The sequence below is a fragment of the Streptomyces sp. NPDC030799 genome (genome assembly GCF_055572255.1).
On the sequence record NZ_JBVIDS010000011.1, the window covers coordinates 113,245 to 130,402 of the forward strand.

The following is a 17,158-nucleotide window of genomic DNA, read 5'->3' on the forward strand; positions in this document are numbered from 1 at the left end:
CGGTCGCCTCAGCCCGCCGCGTACACGTCCTCCACGTAACGCCCCTCCGCGATCAACGAGTCGAGCCACTGCCCGGCGTCGGCCGAGTCGGTGCCGGGAGCGTGTTCCCGGTACAGCGTGCCGAACGCCTCGCGGACGCCCGGTGCCATCCGGGCACCGTCCCCGCAGACGTACACCCGGGCCCCGGCGTTCAGCAGCTCCCAGATCTCCCCGGCCTCGGCGGCGATGCGGTGCTGCACGAAGGCGGCACCGTTCTCGGGGGCGGCGCTGAAGGCAGGGCGCAGCGAGACCGCGCCTGCCGCCTCCGCGTCCCGCAGTTCCCCGGCGTGCAGGAAGTCGGCGTCGGGGGCGTCGCAGCCGAAGTACAGCAGTGCGGGCGGGAGTTCGGCGCCCGCGGTGCGGGCCGCGGTGCGGTCGGCGACGGCGCCGCGGAACGGGGCGAGTCCGGTGCCGGCCGCGACCATCACCACGGGTGCCGAGTCATCGATCCGGAAGGCCTCGCGGCAGGGCTGGACGCGGGCGTACACGGTGTCGCCCGGCCGGACGGAGGCGAGGTAGCCGGAGCCGGTGCCCCGGTAGCGGCCCCGGCCGATGGGGCTCCCCCCGCGCGAGCGCAGCCGAGCACGGGGGAGGGCGGGGGCGTCGAGCACGGAGACCATCAGGTCCACATGGCCGGCGTCGACGGCCGGCGAGGAGGACACCGAGTAGTGGCGGGGCCGCAGCGGGGTCAGCAGGTCGAGCAGGAGCGGCCAGTCCAGCGCGCCGCGCAGGGCGGGGTGGTCCTCGGCCAGCTCCACCAGCGTGCGCGGATCGTCACCGGCCAGGGCGGCGAGGGCGGCGCGCTCGGGCGGGCAGGGGTTGGCCTCGGCGAGCAGGGCCGCCTGCCGGGCGGTCGGCCGCTCCTGCAACTCGACGTGATGGGTGAGGAGTTGCCGGACGGTGAGCGGGCGGTCCACGGCGAGGCCGTCGTGCCGAGGGCGGGTGGGGCGGAGGTCCAGGACGGCGTCGGGGTCGAGGCCGAAGGCGGCGACGGCGCGGTCCACCAGGTCCGGGGCGTTGGCCGGCAGTACGGTCAGATGGTCGGCGGTGCGGTAGGTGACGCCCTCGGGCAGCGCGATGCGCAGGAACCGCTTGGTGCGCGGGTGGTCCGGCGCGGTCAGGTCGTACGCCTCGGTCACGGTCATCGGGACCAGTTCGTGCCGCTCGGCGAGGGCGTCCAGCGGGCCGCCGCTCAGCGTGCGCACCTCGTAGGCGTGGGCGGGCTCCTCGGCCGCGGTGCCGTGCGCGGCGTCCGGGTCGCCGTACTCGGTCAGGAGGGCGGTGCGCAGCCGGGCCGTGAACTGCCGCACGGTGCCGGTGAGATCGCCGGAGGCGTCGGCCGCGGCGCGGTCGGTCAGGCGGGTGGCGCCGAGTTCGGCGAGGCGGGCGTCGATGCGGGTGGGGACGTGCTGGTAGGTGGCGGCCCAGTTGCGGTCGCCGACGCCGAGGACGGCGTAGGTGACGCCGGCCAGGTCGGGGGTGCCGTCGAGCCATGCGGTGAAGGCGCCGGCGTCGTCGGTGGGGCGGCCGTTGTAGGAGGCGGCGGTGATGACGACGGCCCGGTCGGTGGGCAGTCCGTCCGCGTACGCGTCCAGGGCGGCGACCTCGGTGGCGCAGCCCACGGCGGCGGCCTCGTCGGCGAGCTGGGCGGCGAAGGCGCGGCAGGTGCCGTAGTTGCTGCCGTGCAGGAAGAGGACGCTCGTGCCGGGACGGACCCGGGCCGGGAGCGTGTCCGGGGCGGCCGTCCGGTCGGCCTGCGCGGGGAGGGTGCCGGGCAGCGGGGCGTGGACGCGGTCGGCGGGGGTGCGCGGGGTGAGCGTGAGGGTGAACCCGTCGGGCTTGAGGGTGAGGGTCTCCTTGACGGTGAGCCGGTAGCCGGCGTGGTCGTGCAGCCGGTAGCGGTGCACCAGCATGGCGAGCAGCATGGTCGCCTCGTGCAGCGCGAACTGCCGCCCGATGCAGGCGCGTTCGCCGGTGCCGAAGGGCTTGAAGGCGTGCACCGGGCGGGCGGCTTCGGCCTCCGCGGTGAACCGCTCGGGGTCGAACAGCTCCGGGTTGTCGCCCCACACGGGCTGCCGGTGCAGCATCGGGGTGAGCACGGTGACGGCCTGGCCGGCGGCGAGCGGGATCCGGCCGCCGAGGACGGTGTCCTCGCGGGCGTGCCGGCTGAACGCGGCGGCCGTCGGCCACAGCCTGAGCGCCTCGTTGAGGACCTGACGGGTGTAGGTGAGCCGGCCGATGTCGTCGTACGACGGCTCGGGGTCGGCCGAGTCGCCCCACAGCGCGTCGGCCTCACGCTGCACCAGCCGGAGCACGGCGGGGTGCTTGGCGAGGTAGTACAGGGCGAAGGACATCGCGCCGGAGGTCGTCTCGTGGCCGGCGATCAGGAAGGTGATGACCTGGTTGCGGATGTTGGCGGCGTCCAGGGTGGTGCCGTCGGCGGGGTGCGGGACGCTGAGCATCAGCCCGAGCAGGTCCTCGGCGCCGCTCTGGTCGGTGCCGGTGCGGGCGGCGATGACGTCGTCCACGACCTGGGCGAGGTAGCCGGCGTCCGCCCGGAAGGCCGCGTCGGCCGCGGAGTGGTCCTGGCCCGGCGTGCGGCCCAGCTGGTTCATGCTCCACTCCAGGCAGCGGACCATCGACTCCACGAAGGGGTGCGGTTCGCTGCGTTCGAAGGAGCGGAAGTCATAGCCGAACCCGGCGAGCCCGATGGTGTCGAGGGTCATGCGGGTCATGTCGTCGGGCACGTCGACGGGGCGCCCGTCGCGCGCCGCGCGGTCCCAGGAGCCGATGAGCCGGCGGGCCACCTTGAGCATGACCGGGTGGTAGGTGCGCATCGAGCCGAGCGCGAAGGCGGGCATCAGGATGTCGTGCGCCTTGGCCCAGTTGGGCTCGTCGTTGTACGCCGTGAACAGGCCGTCGGCGGTGAATTCACGCACGTTCTCCAGCGCGGGCCCGACGTGCTTGGCGAACCGCTCCTCGTCGGCGAGGTCCGCGACCAGGTCGGCGTCGGCGACGAACAGCACGTCCCGGCCGTGCAGTCGGCGCACCAGCACCGGGCCGTGGGTACGCATCAGGCCCATGACCTGCTGCAGGGGGGTGCGGCCGGGACCGGTGGCGGTGATGTCGGCGATGGGGACGCCGGGCAGGGTACCGGCCGGGTCGGGGTGCACTGCGGTGGGGGGCATGGCGCGACAACTGCCTTTCGCGGTAACGGGGTACTCGCGGTAACCGAGTACTGCGTTCCAGGGTGGTCGAGCGGCGCGGTGTGCACGTGCCACCGCACTACACGATCGCGCAGTCAAAAATCGGTCACGGGGCTTGCGCCGACGTCGGACCAGGAGCTCGACGACACGCGCCGGCGGGCCACTGATTTGCCGCTGACCTGGCCCTGCGTCTTGGATGAGGGGGCTGGCTCGGCACATCGGGAGGTAGGTGTGGATGCGGGGCGGGCCGACGGGGTCGTGTGGCGCAACCGCGCGCTGACGCTCTTCGACCGGCTGGCGGTGCCGGTCGCGGTGTGCGATGTGTACGGCCAGGTGATGCTGGCCAACCCCGCGATGGCGGCGGAGTGCGGTACGACGCCGGGGCGGTTGCGGGGCCAAGACGTGCTGGAACTGTTCCGGCCGCAGGAGGCCACGCAGGTGGAGCGGATCGCGGAGGCGCTACGGCTGCGGCACCGCTCGCGCTACCAGGTGTCGGTGCGCTGGCGGGCGTCCGGCGGGGCCGAGCGGTTCGGGGAGCTGACGGCGGACCCGGTCAGCGACAGCGTGGACGAGACACCAACCCTGCTGGTGATGCTGCGGGTGCGGGGCGAGTGCGCACCGGCCGAGCCGGAGCCGGCGCGGGTCACGCCGATGGAGGGCCGGGTGCTGGCGCTGCTGGCGGGCGGCGCCACCACGGCCGGCGCCGCCCGCGAACTGGGCCTCAGCAAGGACGGCGTCACGTACCACCTACGCCGCCTCTCGGCCCGCTGGAACGCCGCCAACCGCACCGAACTGGTCGCCCGCGCCTACGCGTTGGGGGTCCTCACGCCCGGTGCATGGCCACCGGAACCCAGACCGACGGACACGGAGTGAGGCACACCGACCGCCTCGGGACAGTCCGCCACGAAGACTTCGGGCCTGGTCGGATAGGGGTGGGGCGGATGGGGGTGAGGTGGGGCGGACCGTTCCTGCGCTCTCGGGGGCGCCGAAGCGGGCCAGTCCCTGCTCGAAATCCATTGGCACACCTTCCCCTTGGCTTCCTACACTAGCCGCGAACCTAGACCCCCTAGGTTACGGCGATGAACACGAAAGGCCTCCCCCATGAGATCGCTCACCGAGCAGGACATCCGCAACTCCTTTGTCAACTGCTCCAAGGGGGAGGCCAAGCGGCTGTCGGTTCCCCGGGATCTCGGTGAACGCCCTTGGCCCGACCTGGACTTCCTCGGCTGGCGGGATCCGGGCGCGCCCGACCGCAGCTATCTGGTCACCGAACGGGACGGCCGGCTCGTCGGTGTCGCCTTCCGCTTCCAGGCAGCCCAACGCGGGTTCCTGCACCGCAGCATGTGCTCGGTGTGCCTCACTACGCACCCCGGTGGCGGAGTCTCCCTGATGGCGGCACGCAAAGCGGGACCGGCGGGCCGCGAGGGCAACTCGGTCGGCCTGTACATGTGCACCGACCTCGCGTGTTCCCTGTATGTGCGGGGCAGGAAGGTGCCGGAGTCCGGCGCCCGGTTCGAGGAGAGCCTGACGATGGAGGAGCAGATCACCCGCATGACGGGCAATCTCTCCGCGTTCATCGACAAGCTCTACACCTGACAGCCCCGCACCCCCTCTTCAGCGACTGGTGCTCCATGGAGTACTGCGGCGACGCGGTGAAGGTGGATCAGCACGTCATGGCTGCGAGCGAGTGCGATGTCCCGGGGGCCGTCGGGACAGGCGGTGCCGATGCTGCGGGTCGGCCGGGCCCGCTCCAGCGCCTCGTTGGTCCCAGGTGCCGCGGGACCGAGGGTGCAGCGGTGGACGGTGCCGTCCGTGCCGGTGGCGTTGAAGGAGCCCCGGCCGAAGGTCAGGCCCACGCATCGACGGTCCGCAGCCGGTGGGCGGCGCGGTCAAGGGCGGTGACGACCGACCTCGCCGCGCCGGTACCGAGGCGGTCGCGCGGCATGTGAGCAGGGCCAGGACGGCGGTGCGCCGATGTCGTGTCATGGCTCCGAGCTGCTGGCCCGGCGCCGGTCGGAAGCGTACGACTGCCCCCCACTTCACCGCTCCGGCCAGCCCCGTCGCCGGCACGGGGGTCGCCCGGCGGTCCACTCCATCCGGACACTGGGGGCGCCCGCTCCCGGTCGAAGCAGATGCTTGCAACAACCCCGCCCGGCCCAGGGTCCCACTCCACAGGCCTCCCCAGGGCCCGCACGATCAGGAACCGTCAGCCGTCGCTCGGACCGGCACAGAGGTTGCCCAGCCGCGGGCCCACCCCGTCGCCGCCCAGGGCTGCCCGACGCCCGCGTGGTCAGGGAGCCTCGGGCGTCCACTGCGGGTTGCGGCCGAGGAAGGCGAGCAGGGCCGCCGCCTCGTCCTGGGGACCGTCGGAGGCGAGGGGCGGTGCGAAGACGCCGTAGTCGCGCAGCCGTGGGACCAGGTGGTCGGCGGCCGGTCGCAGGCCCGCGGCCAGCGCTGGTGCGAGCGGCCGGTTCTGCCCCGTGGCGACGGCGATGTCCCAGGCGTGCACGGCGGCGTCCAGCGCACCCGCACCGGCGGCCAGCGGCAGGGGCAGCGGCCCCAGCGGCGTCGGCACGGACTCGGCGTCGGCGGGCAGCTGCGCATAGGCGTCGGCCACGGCACCCAGGACCTTGTCCAGCTCGGCCACCGGATCGCCGTGGAGGGCGTCGGCCGGCTGGAACGAGTCCTCGCCGGGCCGCTCGGCGACCAGCGCAAGACCGTACGCGTGCTGGTCGATCCGCGCGTGGTTCAGCACCTGCCGCACCGTCCACTCGGAGCACGGCGTCGGCCTGCCCCAGGCCTCCTCCGGTACCTCGGCGACCACCTCGCGCAGATAGGCGTGCGCCTGCTGGAGCAGTTCGACGCCCGCGGGCTTCCAGGCACCCCGGAGCTCCCCCATGCCGACCCCTTCCGTGGCCTCTCGACGGCCTCTCGACGGCTTCTCCGTCCGGCGGCCTCTCACCGCCGAACTCACTGTACGAACCCTTGCGGACACCTACAGTCCGCGATCGAAGCACGTTCGTCCCAGCCACGGAAGGGGAACAGGCCAAGGGATGCACGACGTACGCAAGTGGACCACGGGACTCCTGCGCCTGCTGGAGCGCCGCCGGCAGCCGGTGGTCGTCCAGACGCTCCGATCGGCGACGGCGGCGACGATCGCCTACGTCGTCGCGCTGCGGCTCAGCCCCGAGCCGGCCCCGCTGACCGCCCCGCTGACCGCGCTGCTGGTCGTTCAGGTGACCTTCTACGCCACCCTCACCAACGGCATCCGGCGGGTGAACTCGGTGGTGGCAGGGGTGCTGGTCGCGATCGCCTTCAGCGTGCTGGTGGGGCTGACCTGGTGGAGCCTCGCGCTGCTGATCGTGGCCTCGCTGGCGGTCGGGCACCTGGTGCGGGTCGACGAGTACGTGGCCGAGGTGGCGATCAGCGCCATGCTGGTGCTCGGCGTGACCACCGTCGGGTTCACCGCGTGGGCGCGGATCGTGGAGACGCTGATCGGCGCGGTCGTCGGGACGGCCTGCAACCTGCTGCTCCCGCCCCCGGTGTGGGTGGACGAGGCGGGCCGCTCGATGGAGGACCTGGCGCGCCGGATACGGCAGCTGATGCTGCGGATGGGTGAGGAGGCCGCCGGGCGGATCCCCTGGGAGCGGGCGGCCGAACGGCTGCACGAGGCGCGCCGGCTGGACCAGCACATCGCCCACGTGGACGCCTCGCTGCGGCAGGCCGAGGACAGCCTGCGGCTCAATCCGCGCGTCAAGGAGGGGCTGCTGCACCGGGTGGTGCTGCGCACCGGCCTCGACACGCTCGAGATCTGCACGGTGGTCCTGCGGGTGCTGGCCCGGTCCTTCACCGACCTGGCCAAGGCCCGCGGCGCCGAGGACCTCTTCCCGCCCCGGGTCGGGGTGACCGTGGAGCAGCTGCTGTCGGAGATCGCGGACGCGGTGGTCAGCTTCGGGGTCCTGGTCACCACCCATCTCAGCGAGAACGCCGAGTCCGCGGAGGCCCGTCTGTCGGCCGAGCTGCACATGGCGGCCGGCACCCGGGACCGGCTCGCCGAGCTGCTGCGGGAGGAGGTCGGCAAGGACTGGACCAACTGGCAGCTGCTCGGGGCCGTGCTGACCGAGACGACCCGGATCATCGACGAGCTGAACACCGAGCACCGCACCCGGCGCCTGTTCGAGGAGCTGGACCGGGTCTCCCGCGGGCAGCGGGCGAAGCTGCCGCGGATGTCCCGGCTGCGCGAGCGGCTCGGGGTGCAGGAGGAGCTGTGGCGGAACCGTACGGGGTTCGGCGAACGTTATCCGTGAGGAAGCCGCCGGGCGGGGCCCGGCGGGAAGTGCCGGGCGGGCCGGTGCGCGAGGCGAAGGGGGCGACGGATGGCCGGTTCCGGTTCCGGGGTGCGGATCGACGGGAACACACTGCGGCTGCCGGGCGGGGTGGCGGTGCGGTTCGTCCGCACGCTGCGGCTGCCGGAGACGGGCACGCATCCGCTGCCGCCGGGCCTGGGCGAGTTCCCGGTCCGGCGGGTCGCGGACTACGCCGACACCGTCCCGGACGAGTGGCGGGCGCGCGGCGGAGTGATGCTGCCGGTGTATCTGCGCGAGGCGATGTGGCTGAGCTTCTCCGGCACGAGGGAGCCGGCCGCGCTCCAGGTCGGGGTCGGCAAGGTGTGCGCGGTGTCCGGCCGGCCCTGGAGCGACCGTCTCGCCCGGGATCCGCAGAACTACGTGGTGCTGCCCCGCCAGCCCTGGCTGGACGGCATCAACTCCGGCAAGGGGACCGTCCGCCAGTTCGTCGCCGTGCCGCTGGGTCTCGGCGCGACGGTGGAGGGGCAGGTCACCGGCGAGGAGGTGTGGGGAGGGGTGCAGCTGCAGTCGTTCCCGCTGAAGGAGCCGGTGCTCGCCGAGTGGCGGCGCCGCGAGCGGGAGCGGGAGGAGGCGCGCCGCAGGACCCTGTCCGCCGGGCCGGCGGGCGGGCCGACGATGCCGATGATGGCGTCCGCCCCGGGCGGCGCCCCGCCGATGCCGGCCGCGCCCGGTGGGGCCCCGCCGCCGGCCGCCGGTGCGGCACCCCGGCGCGCCGCGGCCATGGGCCTCGGCGTCGGCGGCTCGATGCGGCAGGAGGTCTACCAGGACGAACGGCCGCTGTCGGACTGGTCCGAGGAACCCGCCGGGCGGGTGTTCGTGCACCTGGTCACGCCGCCGGAGTGGCGGCGCATCACCGGCGAGGCACCCCCGCCGTCCCCTGTGGACCGGGCGGCGTACACGCGCGCGGGACTGCCCTGGTACGACTACTACGACGCCGACGCCGAGGATCTCGCCCCCACCGACACCCTGGAGGGGGTCAAGCCGGTCGGCGACTGGCTGGGGGACGACCTGGATCCCTGGCAGCCGCCGTCCGCGGGCCAGGTCACCCCGCTGAAGGACCCGCCGGGCAAGCCGGTCGAGAACGGGGAGTGGTGAACCGGCCGTCCATTGCACTCTGCGCAACGCCTGTTGCCCGTCTTGCCGTTGGTGGCGGGTTCGGGCCAAGGTTGCTGTCACGAGCGGGGCAACCGACGACCTGAGGTGCGGCATGGGCAGGCAGGCGCGGGCGGCGCGACGGGGATTTCCTCCGCGCGGGCGGGAGTCCGGGGGCGGCTGGAGCCGGCGCCGGTTCGTCGGGGCCGCGGCGGGCGCGGCGGCTGTCGTCGCGGTGCCGTCCCCGGCGGCCCCGCCGGCCGGCCCCCCGGCAGCGGCGGAGGAGCCGGGGACCGCCCCTCCTGCCCGCAGGCCGTCCGGGCCGCGCCCGCTGTACGTGGGCACGTACACCTCGGCCGACGGCGGCGGCACGGGCATCGCGCTGACCGCCTACGACCCGTCGACCGGCCGGATCACCGGTTCCGGCACGCTCAACGGCGTCCCCGACCCGTCGTATCTCGCCGTGCACCCGGACGGGCGCACGCTGTACGCGGTGGACGAGCGGGAGGACGGCGGTGTGACGGCGGTACGCCTCGCGGACCGGCGGATCCTCGGCGCCCGGAGTACGGGCGGCTCGGGCCCCTGTCATCTGTCGGTGCATCCCTCCGGACGCTGGCTGCTGAGCGCCAACTACGGTTCGGGCAGTGTCGCCGTGCATCCGGTCGACGCATCGGGCGCCCTCGGCGAGCGCACCGACCTGGTCACGCACTCGGCTCCGCCACCGGGTCCGGGACAGCAGGGGCCGCACGCGCACCAGTTCCTCACCAGCCCGGACGGCGGTCATGTCCTCGCGGTCGACCTCGGCACCGACACCGTCTACAGCTACCGCCTCGACCTGGCGAAGGGCACCCTGACGGAGGTGGCGCAGGCGCACACGCGACCCGGCGCCGGACCGCGCCATCTGACCTTCCATCCGGGCGGCCGGTACGCCTATCTGGCCAACGAGGTGGACGACACGGTCGCCGTCTGTCCCTACGACCCCGCGTCCGGCCGGCTGACGATCGGCGAGCCGCAGCCGACGGGCTCGGACGGCGGCACCAACTACCCGGCCCAGTTCGTGGTGACGGCGGACGGCAGGTATGCGTTCCTGGCGAACCGAGGGCACAACAGCCTCGCCCGGTACGCGATCGAGGCCGACGGCGGCCGGCTGCGGCTGCTCGGTACGGTGCCGGTGGGCGGGGACTTCCCCCGGCAGATCGCCCTCTCGCCGGACGGCGGGCTGCTGTTCGCGGCGAACCAGCGCTCGGGTACGGTCACCGTCTTCCACGTGGACCGGGAAGGCGGCGGACTCCGGTCGGCCGGTGAGCCGTTCGCCTCACCCGTCGCCGTCTGCGCGCTGCCGCTGTAGGGCCTGTCCGGCGGATCATGCCGCAGAAGGGGGTCCGGCACGCACTCCCCCACGTTCGGCTCTGCTCGCGCGCGGGCACCCCATCGCGTCGACGCCCTCTTCCGCCTTGCGGCTGCACGCCTCCCGACCCCGCTCGGGCCGGCCGATCAGGCACCGCCGCCTCCCTGCGGCGTGACCCGCCGGACAGGCCCTCGCGCCCTGGGGCAGGCGGCGGCAGCAGCCTGGGCCAGCAGGGCGTGCATGCGCTCGGTGAGCTGGGCGACGTCGTCGGCGGGCGTGTGGAAGGGCAGCCGTACGTCGCCGTGAGTGCGGGTGCGCTCGATGCGCAGGGTCAGTCCGTGCCGGTCGACGGCGAGCGGCAGCACGCGGGTCGCGGCGTGCAGGCTTTCCGGCCGTACGAGGCGGGTCAGCCGCTCGACCGCGTCCGGGTGGGCGTCGGCGAGGTGGGTGAGGAGCCGGGCCTCGGCCCCGGCGAGCGGGTCGGGCCGGGCGGTGGCGTACTCGTCGAGGTCGACCACCACGGCCCCGGAGGACTGCCGCAGCACCACTCGCGTGGGACGGAAGAGCAAAGTGCCGCGGTCCGGGGCGAACCAGCCGGCCAGGTACAGCCGGGCCCGGATCCGGCCCCGCACCGGTACGGGCGCCACGTCGGCGAACTCCAGCACGGCGGAGGGTTCCTGGCGCGGGGCGCAGATGGCCGCGGTCAGCAGGGCACTGTCGTCGGGCACCGTCAGCCGCACGGCACCGTCGTCGGTCACGGTGTGCGCGCCGACGTACTCCTCGCGGGCGCCGTCCGCGGTCACCGCGCACGACCAGGCGGCGGCCAGCACCGACCGTGCCCGTTCCGCCGCGCCGGGGGCGGCCGTCCAGTCCTGCGTGTCACCCATCCCAGACCTCCTTAGGTAAGCCTTGCCTAACTTACCGAAGATCGAGGCGCGCGCCAACCACTGCCCTCGGCGAGAGGGAGTCAGGCGATGACACCCAGCAGCGCCCGCGCGCACAGGTCGCGCACCTGCTCACGGGTCAACTCGCCGTCGCGCAGCCACTCCAGGCACACGGCCGTGGTGAAGGCGAGCCAGCCACGCACGGCCAGGCGCACCTGCGGGGCACTCTCGAAGACGGGCCCGAACTCGGGATCGGCGGCGAGTGCGGCGAGGATCTGCTGCTCCTGAGCTGCCAGGGCCCGCTGGTACACCCGGCGTACGGCCTGGTCGCCGGCCGCGTCCGCGCGGTGGAAGGCACGGAATCCGTGCGCATGTGCCTGGACGTAGGTGAGGTAGGTGTCGAGGCCGGCGGCGAGCTGCTCGCGTACCGGCACACCCGGCACGGCCGCCGTCATGCGCAGCATCCGCCCGCTCTCGCGCTCCACGACCGCCGCGAAGAAGTCCCGCTTGGTCGGGAAGTAGTGGTAGAGCAGCCCGCGGGAAACCCCGGCGATCTCGGCGACCTGCTCGATCCACACGTCGTCGTACGGACTCTCCGAGAACAGCTTCGCGCCGACCGACAGCAGCTGCTCACGACGCTCCTCGGTGCTGAGTCGGCGCCGGGCACGCTCCCCCTGGTTCGCGGGCATGGCGTCACTTTACTTGACGCGGATTCAACAAGCGGCCCACACTGAAACGCGTTATTGAACCCACGTACAACACGCGTGTCACAGAATCAACGTCCGCTGGATCAAGGGAGATCGGCGTCATGGCGGAGACGACGGAGACGGGACTGCCGAGGGGCTTCCGGAGCGCCGAACAGGGCTGGCCCGAACTGCACCGCATTCCGCATCCGCCACGCCGGGTGCCACTGCTCGGCGATGTGCTGGGCGCCGACCGGCGCAGGCCGGTGCAGGACTCCATGCGCTTCGCGCGCGAGCTGGGGCCCATCTTCCGGCGGCGGGCCTTCGGCAAGGAGTTCGTGTTCGTGTGGGGCTCGCGGCCGGCCGCCGACCTGGCCGACGAGTCCCGGTTCGCCAAGCACGTCGGGCTGGGGGTGGCCAATCTCCGGCCCCTCGCCGGGGACGGCCTGTTCACCGCCTACAACCACGAGTCCAACTGGCAGCTGGCGCACGACGTCCTGGCGCCCGGGTTCAGCCGGGAGGCCATGGAGGGGTATCACGGCATGATGCTGGCGGTCGCACAGCGCCTGACCGGCCACTGGGACCGCGAGGCGGCGGCCGGCCGTACGGTGGACGTGCCCGGCGACATGACCAAACTGACCCTGGAGACCATCGCACGCACCGGCTTCGGGCATGACTTCGGCTCCTTCGAACGGGCCCGGCCGCACCCCTTCGTCACCGCGATGGTCGGCACCCTCACCTACGCCCAGCGTCTGAACAGCGTGCCCACGCCGCTGGCCCCGCTGCTGCTGCGCGCCGCCGCCCGGCGCAACGCCGCCGACATGGCCTACCTCAACCGCACGGTCGACGACCTGGTCGCGGCGCGTCGTCGCTCCGGACGCGCAGACGGTGACCTGCTGGACCGGATGCTGGAGACGGCACACCCGCAGACCGGCGAGAGGCTGTCGGCGGAGAACGTCCGCAAGCAGGTGATCACGTTCCTGGTCGCGGGCCACGAGACCACCTCGGGCGCGCTCTCCTTCGCCCTGTACTACCTCGCCCGGCACCCCGAGGTCGCCGCCCGGGCCCGCGCCGAGGTGGACCGCGTCTGGGGCGACACCGAGGAGCCCGCCTACGACCGGATCGCCAAGCTGCGTTACGTCCGCCGGGTGCTGGACGAGTCGCTGCGGCTGTGGCCGACCGCGCCGGCCTTCGCCCGTGAAGCCCGCCGGGACACGGTCCTCGCCGACGAGCACCCGATGCTCCGGGGTGCCTGGGCGCTCGTCCTCACCCCGATGCTGCACCGCGACCCGGAGGTGTGGGGCGAGGACGCCGAACGCTTCGACCCGGACCGCTTCGAAGCGGCGGCCGTACGGTCCCGTCCCCCGCACACCTTCAAGCCCTTCGGCACCGGCGCGCGGGCCTGCATCGGCCGCCAGTTCGCCCTGCACGAGGCGACCCTGGTCCTCGGCCTGCTGCTGCGCCGCTACGACCTGTCGGTCGACCCCGCCTACCGGCTGACCGTCACCGAACGCCTGACGGTGATGCCGGAGGGGCTGCGGCTGGGGCTGGAGCGACGGCGAGCGGTGCCGCTGGGCGGCGCTGGGGAGCAGTGCCCCGAAGAAGCGCGGGGCGGTGTGGGAAATGCGGCCACTGCCGCGGGGGCGCGACCGGCCACGACGAACCCGTCAGCGCCCCGTTGTCCAGTGCGCGGGCCGGGTGACTGACGCCGGCAGACGGGTGCCGGTGTTCCCGCGGGCCGCGTTGAGCTGCGGCTGAGTCAGGAAGAACGCGCCGGTGAGATCCGCGTCGGACAGGTCGGCGTCCCGGAGATCCGCGCCGATCATGTCCGTGTCGCGCAGATCGGCGCCGGTGAGGTCGGCGGCGATGAGGTAAGCGCCGCGCAGGCTGGCACCGCGCAGGTCGGCGCCCCGGAGCCGGGCCCCGATGAGGTCCGCGCCCCGGCGATCCTTGCCCTTCCCGTTCCCCTTGCCCTTCTTGCCGCTCTTCGCGTCGGCGACTTGGGCCCGGGCCAGCTCGCTGGTGCGCAGGAGCAGCACGTTGACCTGCTGGCGGTGTGCGGCCACGTCCAGCGCGGCCAGTTCCTCCGGAGTCAGCCGGGTCAGCCGCTCGGTCTCCTCCAGCGCCCCGCGCAGCTCCGGATGGACCGGGCGGGCGGCGGGCAGGCCGAGCGCCTCGGTCAGGTACCACAGCAGCTCGTGCAGCTGCCGTACGACCGGGAACACGTCGAACATCTCGCGGGCGTGCTCCTTGGAGCCGGTACGCCAGTCCCGGCCGCCGAAGGTGACCTGCGAGACCTTCTGTCCGGCGCCGAAGCAGTCGTAGACCGTGCAGCCGGTGAACCCCTTCTTCCGCAGGTCGGCATGGATGCCGCAGCGGTGGTCGCCCTGGAGGTTCGGGCACGGCTTCCCGGCGGGCTTGTCCAGCGCGAAGTCGGCGGACGCGGCGAAGGGCAGGGCGACGCAGCACAGCCCGAAGCAGCGCGCGCAGTCCCCGCGCAGCTCCGGAAGGCCCGCTATCTGGTCTGGCATGAGGGACAGCCTACCGGGGCAGCCACCCTCCCTGATCCTGCGGGATCACGCAGGTCAGGGCTGTGCGAGCGGCTCGGCGGCCGTCCCTGCCCCGGTCGGCGCCGTCCTCTCCGGCCACCTGCGCCGCGGCGGGCGCGGCGACGGTGCTGGACGGCTGGTCCGCCGTGACCGGCACGGGGACGGCCGGGACCCCGGCGTGCACCACTCGCCATGGACCCGAAGCCGGCGAGCACCGGCCGGGGCCCCGGCACGCGGGAAGTCCCCGCAGCGGCGGGCAGGTGCTCAACGGCACCGACGCACGGCCGGCAGGTGCCGGGGACCTCCAGTCCGGACCGCCGGTCGGCGGGGCGTGCCACGCGGGCCGTGCTGAAGCCGTGCAGCACGGGCCGGTTCGCCGCCCCGGTGCCCGGTACCTGACGACCTGTTGCGCCGGCTCGGCGAGGCGCTCCAGCCGGTCGGTCTCCTCGCGGAACTGCCGCTGCCCGGACCGCGGACGGTGCGGGGGCGTTCGCCTGTGCGGCGTCCGCGCGGTCGAGCCTGCGAACGACCATCTGCCCCACAAAGTGGCCCATGGGCCTGCCCTTTCGTCCGCCCACAGCATCGAGCCCGCCGTGCGGGGAGGCTCGACTCGGCGCGGCCCCGGGACGGGTCAGTGGTCGAACACCTCGAAGGCCACCGCCGGTGTGCCGCCGAAGCGTTCGGCGAGGGCAGTGGTCTGTGTGGTGAGGAAGTCGCGGACGTAGGTCTCGGGGTCCTGGTCGGTCAACGCCTCGATGTAGGTGCGGTGTTCGAGCAGTGAAGCCACCGCCCGCTCCAGGCCGGGTGTGGCGTCGACGGCGTGGGTGGGGCTGCTGGAGCCGGCGATGGCGATCCAGCGGACGCCGTTGAAGGGTTCGAGGCCCTGCTCGGTGAGTTCCGGGAAGATCCAGCGGTTGCCCGCGTCCGCGACGGCGTCCAGGGTGGCCCGGCCGACGGCCACGTGGTCGGGGGTGTTCCAGGCGGAACCGCCCCAGGTGTCGCGGTGGTTGAGGGTGAGGACGAGTTCGGGGCGGTGGCGGCGGATGGCGGCGGCGATGTCCCGGCGCAGCGCGGGGCCGTACTCGATCACTCCGTCCCGGTGGCCGAGGAACTCCACCGTGGTGACGCCGACGACGCCGGCGCTGGCCCGCTGCTCGCGCTCGCGCAGCGGGCCGCAGGTGGCGGGGTGCAGGGTGTCTATGCCCGCCTCGCCACGGGTCGCCAGCACATAGGTGACCTCTCGGCCGGCGTCGGTCCAGGCCGCGATGGCCGCGGAGCATCCGTATTCGAGGTCGTCGGGGTGGGCCACCACGGCCAGGGCGCGCTGCCAATCGTCGGGCATGGGCTGGAGTTGGGTGTTCTTCGCCTCGGTCATGGACCGCAGACTATGCGCTCCGCCGGGAGAGCCGACCGCGGTGGGCAGGTGTCGCGATGGGCTGTCGGGCGTCTGCTGCGCCGCTGTGGCCGGTCGCGCCCACATGGCGGTAACCCCACATCAGCCACATGGCGGTAGCCCCACATCAGACCGGGCCCCGCCCCTTCGCGGCGCTGCCCATGCCCCGCGCTTCACACCTCGTCGCGCGCCAGCGCCAGCAACCGGTCCAGCACCCGCGGTGCGCCCGCGCGCAGGCCGTCGTGTTCGTACTCGTCGGTGACCCAGGTGCGCAGGCCGCGGACGGCGCGGGCGGTCTGGAGGGAGTGTGCGGTGTCGACGTACATGTCGTCGTGGTAGATCGCGGCGGCGACCGGGACGTCGTTGGCGGCGAGGCGGGCGGGGTCGTACAGCGGCTGCCAGTCGGTGCGGGCGGCGAGGAGGTCGGCCGTCTCGCGCAGCGGGCGCAGCGCCGGGTCGGTCTCGAACATCCAGGGGTGGATGGTCTCGCCGGTGAAGAGGACCGGTGTGTCGCCGGCGAGCGCCTTGGCCGCGTCGAACTGCGGGAACTCGGCGCGGACCCGCTCGGCGGCCCAGGCGGTGGGGCGGGTGTCCTGGCCGTAGATCGACTCGTGGACGAGCGCGTAGAGGGGGTGTGCGGCGTACGACAGCAGGGCCTGGGCCTGCTCCTGGAAGGCGTCCGACAGCTCCGGGCCGCCGGGCGTGCGCACAAAGGCGTGCTCCAGGAGGTGGTGCAGCCGGTGGCTGCCGTCGCTCGTGCCGAGCATCAGGCCGAGGGACTGGAAGGCCTCGACGGTGAACCGGTACCCGTTCGGGAGGACCACGTCGTGGGTGAGGAGGTGGTCGGCGATCCGGCGGACCCGTTCCACGTCCTGCGGGTAGCGGGCGTAGTGCGCGGTGGCCTTGCGTTCGATGCGCGGGTAGGCCGCGCGGTAGACGTCGTCGGCGTGGGCGTGCAGGGAGGGCAGGCCGCCGGTGATGACGGCGGTGGCGAGGCCCTCTGGGGCGAGGGAGAGGTACGACACCGTGCAGAAGCCGCCGAAGCTCTGGCCGAGCACCGTCCACGGGGCGCCGCCGGTGACCTCGGGGCGGATGGCCTCGCAGTCCCGGACGATGGAGTCGGCGCGGAACCGGGTGAGGTAGTCGGCCTGCTCGGCGGGGCCGCCGCGCAGCGGGAGCGTCTGCCGGGTGGCGGGTGTGGAGCTGCCGGTGCCGCGCTGGTCGAGGAGGAGGACGCGGTAGTCCTTCAGGGCTCGGTCGAGCCAGGCCTGACGTCCGACGAAACGATTCGCTCCGAAGCCGGGGCCGCCCTGGAGGTACAGCAGCCACGGCAGCTCCTGGCCGGCCTTGTCGCTCGCGACCGCCTCGCGGGCGTACAGCTCGATCGTCTCGCCGTCGGGTTCGGCGTGGTCGAGGGGCACGGTGAAGCGGCGGTCGGTGAGGACGACGCCGGGCTGGCGGTAGCTGAGGCTCAACGGGTCTCCCGGGACGGATGGGACGGACGCATCCCAGTTCAGCACAAGGACCGGTCCCACGCCGACCCCCGGGATCATGGATTGTTACTGAACTACCGGTCAGCTCACGGCCGCCGTACGGC

13 protein-coding genes and 1 pseudogene are annotated in these 17,158 nt (G+C 73.6%); 6 read left to right on the plus strand and 8 right to left on the minus strand.

Features of this window, described 5'->3' with window-relative positions:
• Positions 1-8: 8 nt before the first annotated feature.
• Positions 9-3,227: a cytochrome P450 gene (locus tag ACZ41I_RS26555; RefSeq protein WP_468515203.1), complete on the minus strand. Its 3,219-nt coding sequence runs from the start codon at positions 3,225-3,227 to the stop codon at positions 9-11.
• 249 nt (positions 3,228-3,476) lie between these two features.
• Between ACZ41I_RS26555 and ACZ41I_RS26560 the strand changes: the two genes are divergently transcribed.
• Both ACZ41I_RS26560 and ACZ41I_RS26565 read left to right on the plus strand, forming a co-directional pair.
• Positions 3,477-4,118 carry a PAS domain S-box protein gene (locus ACZ41I_RS26560; protein ID WP_468515204.1) on the plus strand — a complete coding sequence of 214 codons (642 nt, stop codon included), beginning with the start codon at positions 3,477-3,479 and terminating at the stop codon, positions 4,116-4,118.
• Positions 4,119-4,346: 228 nt separating this feature from the next.
• Positions 4,347-4,841: an FBP domain-containing protein gene (locus ACZ41I_RS26565; protein ID WP_399775040.1), complete on the plus strand. Its 495-nt coding sequence runs from the start codon at positions 4,347-4,349 to the stop codon at positions 4,839-4,841.
• Here the strand turns inward: ACZ41I_RS26565 and ACZ41I_RS26570 are convergent.
• Together ACZ41I_RS26570 and ACZ41I_RS26575 are read right to left on the minus strand one after the other, a co-directional pair.
• A pseudogene (locus ACZ41I_RS26570) lies at positions 4,832-5,101 on the minus strand (hypothetical protein); the annotation flags it as partial. The gene ACZ41I_RS26565 and the pseudogene ACZ41I_RS26570 overlap by 10 nt on opposite strands.
• Positions 5,102-5,535: 434 nt before the next feature.
• On the minus strand, positions 5,536-6,144 hold the full coding sequence (locus ACZ41I_RS26575; RefSeq protein WP_363219584.1) for a TIGR03086 family metal-binding protein: 609 nt from the start codon (positions 6,142-6,144) through the stop codon (positions 5,536-5,538).
• Positions 6,145-6,298: 154 nt separating this feature from the next.
• Here ACZ41I_RS26575 and ACZ41I_RS26580 point away from each other — a divergent pair, with 154 nt between their 5' ends.
• From ACZ41I_RS26580 to ACZ41I_RS26590, 3 genes are all read left to right on the plus strand, one after another.
• On the plus strand, positions 6,299-7,552 hold the full coding sequence (locus tag ACZ41I_RS26580) for an aromatic acid exporter family protein (protein WP_399775035.1): 1,254 nt from the start codon (positions 6,299-6,301) through the stop codon (positions 7,550-7,552).
• A 69-nt stretch (positions 7,553-7,621) separates the two neighbouring features.
• On the plus strand, positions 7,622-8,707 hold the full coding sequence (locus ACZ41I_RS26585) for a hypothetical protein (RefSeq protein ID WP_468515205.1): 1,086 nt from the start codon (positions 7,622-7,624) through the stop codon (positions 8,705-8,707).
• 112 nt (positions 8,708-8,819) lie between these two features.
• On the plus strand, positions 8,820-10,052 hold the full coding sequence (locus tag ACZ41I_RS26590; protein ID WP_468318575.1) for a lactonase family protein: 1,233 nt from the start codon (positions 8,820-8,822) through the stop codon (positions 10,050-10,052).
• Positions 10,053-10,198: 146 nt separating this feature from the next.
• Here ACZ41I_RS26590 and ACZ41I_RS26595 read toward each other — a convergent pair whose 3' ends face one another.
• The gene (locus tag ACZ41I_RS26595; protein ID WP_399775029.1) at positions 10,199-10,939 is read right to left on the minus strand and encodes a DUF2470 domain-containing protein; all 741 of its coding nucleotides are present in this window, start codon (positions 10,937-10,939) and stop codon (positions 10,199-10,201) included.
• Positions 10,940-11,019: 80 nt separating this feature from the next.
• Complete coding sequence (locus ACZ41I_RS26600; RefSeq protein ID WP_399775027.1) at positions 11,020-11,625, minus strand: TetR/AcrR family transcriptional regulator; 606 nt, start codon at positions 11,623-11,625, stop codon at positions 11,020-11,022.
• Positions 11,626-11,744: 119 nt separating this feature from the next.
• Between ACZ41I_RS26600 and ACZ41I_RS26605 the strand changes: the two genes are divergently transcribed.
• Entirely contained in the window at positions 11,745-13,325 is a 1,581-nt protein-coding gene (locus ACZ41I_RS26605; RefSeq protein WP_468515206.1) for a cytochrome P450, read from the plus strand.
• On the opposite strand, the gene ACZ41I_RS26610 is transcribed toward ACZ41I_RS26605, so the two are convergent.
• The 3 genes from ACZ41I_RS26610 to ACZ41I_RS26620 form a co-directional block, all read right to left on the minus strand.
• On the minus strand, positions 13,287-14,150 hold the full coding sequence (locus tag ACZ41I_RS26610; protein ID WP_468515207.1) for a pentapeptide repeat-containing protein: 864 nt from the start codon (positions 14,148-14,150) through the stop codon (positions 13,287-13,289). The genes ACZ41I_RS26605 and ACZ41I_RS26610 overlap by 39 nt on opposite strands.
• 649 nt (positions 14,151-14,799) lie before the next feature.
• On the minus strand, positions 14,800-15,543 hold the full coding sequence (locus tag ACZ41I_RS26615; RefSeq protein WP_399775021.1) for a PIG-L deacetylase family protein: 744 nt from the start codon (positions 15,541-15,543) through the stop codon (positions 14,800-14,802).
• 191 nt (positions 15,544-15,734) lie between these two features.
• Complete coding sequence (locus tag ACZ41I_RS26620; protein ID WP_363219371.1) at positions 15,735-17,036, minus strand: alpha/beta fold hydrolase; 1,302 nt, start codon at positions 17,034-17,036, stop codon at positions 15,735-15,737.
• Positions 17,037-17,158: the final 122 nt, after the last annotated feature.